The organism is Acidovorax sp. KPB24-03 (genome assembly GCF_057546605.1).
The window spans coordinates 1-5824 of the sequence record NZ_BAAJYR010000216.1 but is presented as its reverse complement, the minus strand read 5'-3'; the positions used below and the strand labels follow the sequence as shown (position 1 = coordinate 5824).

Below are 5824 nucleotides of genomic sequence, written 5' to 3'. Positions count from 1 at the left end.
CGTCGCGCCGGGCCACATGCATCTGGGTGGTGAGGTCGCCGGCGGCGATGCGCTGCGCCGCCGCGCGCCCTGCGCCACCGGCCGGGCAATGCCGCGCTGCACCATGCCGTAGATCGCCGCCGCTGCCAGCAGCGGCAGGCCCGCCACCACCGCTACCCAACTGGCAGGCAGTGGCGCCAGCACCAGCCAGGCCAGCGCCCACAGCGCGTACTGCACCGCCAGCACCAGCAGGGCCAGCCGGCCCGCCAGGTTCAAAGCGGGAATCTCGCTGACATCCAGGCCCACGTAGAGCACGCCCACCACGTGGCCGGACGCATCGCGCACCGGGTCGTAACGGGTCATGTTCTGCCGGCCGAACACCGTGGCGTAGCCGGCATAGCCGCGCCCCGCCAGCAGGTTGGCATAGGCCGGGTGGGAGCGGTCGAGCAACGTGCCCACCGCGCGCTCGCCGTCCTGCTTGCGCACCGAAGTGGCGACGCGGACGAAGTCGTTGCCCTGCCGGGCGAACACGGTGGCGCGCACGCCGGTCTGCGCGGTGAAGCGGTCGGCCACCGAAAAGTCGCCGTTCAGCAGGCGCCCGGCGCAACGCAGCAGCGGCGCCTGAGCGGCGCCACCCTGCGGTGGCTCGAGCGTGAAGCGGCCCGCGTGCTCGGCGGCGAACCGTGCCGCGGCGGCGTTGATCCGCCGGTGAAGGGAGCCTGGCAGCACCATGGTGCCCAGCCCTTACTGGAAGAACTTGGCCGCGCTCACCAGGGTCTTGTAGATGCCCCAGGCCAGGGGAATGCCCACCGCAGCCCAGGCGAACGCCACCAGTGCCGGGCTGGTGGAGCTGCCGGCCCCGGTGCCCGAACCCACCTCGGCCGCCAGCGATTTCTCGTGCGCGAGCTTTTTCTCGTGCGCCAGCTCTTCATCGGTCATGAACCACTTGTCGGCCAGCGGGCGCACCAGCAGGTTGGCGATCAGGCCGATGACCAGCATGCCCACCAGGATGTACATGGTCTGGTTGTAGACCTGCTCGCGCGGCAGGCCCAGGCCCAGCTGGTATTCGCGCATGTAGTTGACAACCACCGGGCCCAGGATGCCCGCGGTGGCCCAGGCGGTGAGCAGGCGGCCGTGGATGGCACCCACGAACTGCGTGCCGAACAGATCGGCCAGGTAAGCCGGCACCGTGGCGAAACCGCCGCCGTACATCGACAGGATGATGCAGAACGCGCCCACGAACAGCAGCTTGCTGCCGGCCCCGGCCGAGCTGGGGATGCTGGCGTACAGCAGGCCGCCCAGCACGAAGAACACCACGTAGGTCATCTTGCGGCCCAGCTTGTCCGACAGGCTGGCCCAGAAGAACCGGCCGCCGATGTTGAACAGCGACAGCAGCGCGGTGAAGCCGCCAGCCACGGCGGCGATGGCCGCCAGCTGCGCCTTGTCGAGTTCGCCGAACTTCTGCGGCACGCCGATGAGCGCGCCGCCGAACACCTCCTGCAGCATCGGCGAGGCCATGCCGATCACGCCGATGCCCGCGCTCACGTTCATGCACAGCACCACCCAGACCAGCCAGAACTGCGGAATGCCCCAGACGCGCTTCACGTGCACGTGGCGCTGCGTGATCATGGTGTTGGCGCTGGGCGGCGGCGGGGTCCAGCCGGCCGGCTTCCAGCCCGTGGCGGGCACGCGGTAGCCCAGGGCGCCGGCCATCATGAAGACGAAGTACAGGAGCGCCATGACCACGAAGGTCTGCATCACGCCCACGTCGGTGGGGGTGGAAAACCGCTTCATCAGGTCCACCGCGAGGGGCGAGCCGATCATCGCGCCGCCGCCGAAGCCCATGATGGCCATGCCGGTCGCCATGCCCCGCCGGTCGGGAAACCATTTGATGAGCGTGGACACCGGCGAGATGTAGCCCAGCCCCAGGCCGATCCCGCCGATGACGCCCGAGCCGAGGATCATCAGCCAGAACTGGTGCAGGTGGATGCCCAGCGCCGACAGCAGCATGCCGCCGCACCAGCACACCGCGGACACGACACCCGCCTTGCGCGGACCGGCGCGCTCCAGCCAGCCGCCCCAGATGGCGGCAGAGCAGCCCAGGAACACGAAAAACAGGGTGTACATCCAGCCCAGCGTGGCCACGCGCCAGTCGCAGCCGGAGGCGAACAGCTCCGCGAAGAAGCTCATGTCCTTGGGGCAGGCAGCGCCGGTGCCGGCCGTGGAGAGGGCCTTGGACAGCGGCAGCCAGAACACGGAGAACCCGTAAGCCATGCCGATGCAAAGGTGGATCGCCAAGGCCGCCGGAGGAACGAGCCACCGGTTGAAGCCGGGACCGGCAATGATGCGTTCCTTGTCCAGAAAACCGGGTTGTGTGGATGACATGCCACTCCTCTCTGCTGTGCTCTTTTTCGACGTCCGCGCGCCACCCTGGCACGGGTTCTCGATCCAGTGTCAGCGCATTGCTTGAGCTACGTCAAGACACATTGCACACAACGCGACATGTTTTTCCGCGCTGTCAGGAAGCAGAAAGGACAGCAGTGCAGGCGAAGCCGCCGGTCGTCCGGCAGCGGCCGCCTCAGGTGGTCTTGCTGATGGAGATGGTGGGGAATTTCGACGAGAAGTCCTTGGCCTGCTGCGCCACCTTGACCGCCACGTCGCGCGCCATCTTCTTGTAGATGCGGGCCACCTCGCCATCGGGGTCGGCCACCACGGTGGGGGTGCCGGTGTCGGCCTGCAGGCGGATCTGCATGTCCAGCGGCAGCGCGCCCAGGTAGGCCATGCCGTATTCCGCCGCCATGCGCTGGCCGCCGCCCTCGCCGAAGATGTGCTCGGCGTGGCCGCACTGGCTGCACACGTGCACCGCCATGTTCTCGACGATCCCGAGGATGGGCACGCCCACCTTCTCGAACATCTTGATACCCTTCTTGGCATCCAGCAATGCGATGTCCTGCGGCGTGGTGACGATCACCGCGCCGGTAATGGGCACGCGCTGGCTCAGCGTGAGCTGGATGTCGCCGGTGCCGGGCGGCATGTCCACGATGAGGTAGTCCAGGTCCTTCCAGTGGGTTTGCCGCAGCAGCTGCTCCAGCGCCTGGGTGGCCATGGGGCCGCGCCAGATCATGGCCTGGTCGGCATCGATCAGGAACCCGATCGACATCACCTGCACGCCGTGATTGCGCATCGGCTCCATGGTCTTGCCGTCGGCGCTTTCGGGCTTGCCCTCGATGCCGAGCATCATGGGCTGGCTGGGGCCGTAGATGTCGGCATCCAGCACGCCGACGCTGGCGCCCTCGGCCGCGAGCGCCAGGGCCAGGTTGGCGGCGGTGGTGCTCTTGCCCACGCCGCCCTTGCCGGAGGCCACGGCGATGATGTTCTTGACCTGCGGCAGCAACTGCACGCCGCGCTGCACCGCATGCGCGACGACCTGGCTGGTGATGCGCACCGCCACCTGCTCTACGCCAGCGACGGCCTGGGCCGCGGCGGTCAACTGGCTTTCCAGTTCGGGCACCAGGCTCTTGGCCGGGTAGCCCAGCTCGACGTCGAACGCCACGTCGCCACCGGCGATGCGCACGTTGCGCACCGCCCGCGCACTGACGAAATCCTTGCCGGTGTGCGGATCGCTTACGCTCGCGAGCGCCGCCAACAGCGCCTGTTCTGTGACTGCCATGCCAATAACTCCTTGAGGGGCCGGTAGTCTATTCCCTGATCTCCCAACCCCGCAGGGCCGAGGACAATGCACCGTTGCCGCGCCCGCCCACGCCTGCCCACCCGTTCAGTACAAGGATTCCCGTGAAATTCAAGATGGCCCCCAACTCCCTGTTCGCGATCCTGCTGCGTTCGCCCTGGTGGATCAGTTGGTCGGTGGCCGGTCTGATCGCGCTGGTGTGCGGCGCCCTTCTGCCCTCGCACATCGCCCCGTACGCCGCGGTGGGCGCCCTGCCGATCTTCGGCGTGGGCTGCCTGGCCGCCTGGCGCCAGTGGCGCGCGCCCAGCAGCGCGCGGGTGCAGGCCGTGCTGGGGCAGGCGGCGGAGATGCCCTGGCGCACCTTTGCGGATGCGCTGGAGCGCGCCTGGCAGGCCGAGGGCTACGCGGTGCGCCGCCTCACCGGCCTGCAGGCCGATTTCCACCTGGAGAAAGCGGGCCAGACCGCCCTGGTGAGCGCACGCCGCTGGAAGGCCGCCACCCATGGCATCGAGCCGCTGCGCGACCTGCAGGCGGCCGCCCGGGCGCAGGACGTGCCGGCCAGCACCTACATCGCGATGCAGGGCACGGTGAGCGATAACGCCCGCGGCTATGCCCGCGAGCACGGCATTACGCTGATGGAGGGGGAGGCCCTGGCCGCCCTGCTGCTGAAGGCGCCCCGCACCGCAACCGCCCGGTGATCCGACGCCGGGTACGACCACCGATCCGCCGAGGCCCGCCATGCCCCCTTCCGCCGCAGCCCCCGCCGCCAAACCCGTCTCGCCCCGCCCCATCGGCCTGGTGCTGACCGGCGGCGGGGCCCGCGCGGCCTACCAGGTGGGCGTGCTGGAGGCGATCTCCGACCTGCGCATGGCGTGCGGCGCGGGGCGCGAACCCAACCCGTTTCCGATCATCACCGGCACCTCGGCCGGCGCCATCAACGCGGCCGCCCTCGCCTGCGGGGCGGACCAGTTCGACCGGGCCGTGCGCCGCATCGCCCGCGTGTGGCGCAATTTCCACGCGCAACAGGTGTACCGGGCCGATTCGCTGAGCGTGATGCGCAGCGGCGCGGGCTGGCTCACCCTGATGTCGCTGGGCTGGCTGCTGGCGCGCTGGCGGCGCATGCGGCCGCGCTCGCTGCTGGACAACTCGCCGCTCACCGGCCTGCTCACGCAACTGGTGCCGCTGGTGCGGCTGCCCCGGCTGATCCGCCAGGGGCACCTGCAGGCGCTGGCCATCACCGCCTCCAGCTACAGCTCGGGCGAGCACGTGACCTTCTTCGAGGCCGCGCAGGCGCAGCAGCCCTGGGTGCGCTCGCAGCGCAAGGCCACGCGCGACCGCATCACGCACGATCACCTGCTGGCGTCGTCGGCCATTCCGTTCGTCTTTCCCGCCACGGCGCTGGGCATCGACGGCCACACCGAATACTTCGGCGACGGATCGATGCGGCAGTCCGCCCCGATCGCGCCGGCCATCCATCTGGGCGCCGAACGCATCCTGGTGGTGGGCGCGGGCCGCATGCACGAACCGGCGGGCGAGGCGCTGCACAGCGATGCGCCGGCCTACCCGTCGCTCGCGCAGATCGCCGGGCACACGCTGTCCAACATCTTCCTGGACGCCCTGTCGGTGGATGTGGAGCGCGCCCAGCGCATCAACCAGACGCTGTCCCTCATCCCGCCCGAAGTGCGCGCGCACAGCCCCTTGCGCCCGCTGGAACTGCTGGTGATCGCGCCTTCGCAGCGCCTGGATGCGGTGGCCGCCCGCTACGTGGGCGAGCTGCCCCGCCCCATCCGCACGCTGCTGGGCGGCCTGGGCGTGACCTCCAACATGCAGGACGTGCGCGGCGCCGCGCTGGCCAGCTACCTGCTGTTCGAGGCCGGCTACACGCGCGAACTCATGGCCCTCGGCCGGGCGGACGCCCTGGCGCGCCGCAGCGAGATCTGCCGATTCTTCGGCTGGGCCGACGCGGGCAACGCGGTGCGGGCGCCTGCCGTTTGAGCCCGCACACCCGGCCCGGAGTCACCCCTCCTGTCGGAGACAACCGATGCCCTTCGCGCCCCGCCCCCACTTCCCATCGGCCATCGCCCGCACGGCCCGCACCGGCCTGGCGGCGGCCGCGATCGCAGCGCTGACCGCCGGCTGCACGCATCCACCGGCCGG

At 70.1% G+C, this 5824-nt stretch carries 5 protein-coding genes; 2 read left to right on the top strand and 3 right to left on the bottom strand.

Annotation, left to right across the window (positions count from 1 at the left end; all coding sequences use genetic code 11):
- The 3 genes from AC27KI_RS17510 to apbC all read right to left on the bottom strand — a co-directional run.
- Positions 1 to 711 (bottom strand): Cache 3/Cache 2 fusion domain-containing protein (locus AC27KI_RS17510; RefSeq protein WP_487114973.1); only part of this gene is annotated, 711 nt, incomplete at its 3' end.
- A gap of 12 nt (positions 712 to 723) precedes the next feature.
- A complete protein-coding gene (locus AC27KI_RS17505) occupies positions 724 to 2364 on the bottom strand; it encodes an OFA family MFS transporter (protein ID WP_272564975.1) in 1641 nt (546 codons plus the stop codon).
- A gap of 193 nt (positions 2365 to 2557) precedes the next feature.
- Positions 2558 to 3649 (bottom strand): iron-sulfur cluster carrier protein ApbC, encoded by a 1092-nt coding sequence (gene apbC / locus AC27KI_RS17500; RefSeq protein WP_487114971.1) that lies wholly within the window; start codon positions 3647 to 3649, stop codon positions 2558 to 2560.
- Between the two features lie 134 nt (positions 3650 to 3783).
- On the opposite strand from apbC, the gene AC27KI_RS17495 reads away from it, so the two are divergent.
- The gene (locus AC27KI_RS17495; RefSeq protein ID WP_272569793.1) at positions 3784 to 4365 is read left to right on the top strand and encodes a restriction endonuclease; all 582 of its coding nucleotides are present in this window, start codon (positions 3784 to 3786) and stop codon (positions 4363 to 4365) included.
- 40 nt (positions 4366 to 4405) lie between these two features.
- Entirely contained in the window at positions 4406 to 5662 is a 1257-nt protein-coding gene (locus tag AC27KI_RS17490) for a patatin-like phospholipase family protein (protein ID WP_284429330.1), read from the top strand.
- Positions 5663 to 5824: the final 162 nt, after the last annotated feature.

Coding starts and splice junctions, on each gene's coding strand:
- apbC (WP_487114971.1), bottom strand. CDS start 3,649: ATGGCAGTCACAGAACAGGCGCTGTTGGCGGCGCTCGCGAGCGTAAGC.
- AC27KI_RS17495 (WP_272569793.1), top strand. CDS start 3,784: ATGGCCCCCAACTCCCTGTTCGCGATCCTGCTGCGTTCGCCCTGGTGG.
- AC27KI_RS17505 (WP_272564975.1), bottom strand. CDS start 2,364: ATGTCATCCACACAACCCGGTTTTCTGGACAAGGAACGCATCATTGCC.
- AC27KI_RS17490 (WP_284429330.1), top strand. CDS start 4,406: ATGCCCCCTTCCGCCGCAGCCCCCGCCGCCAAACCCGTCTCGCCCCGC.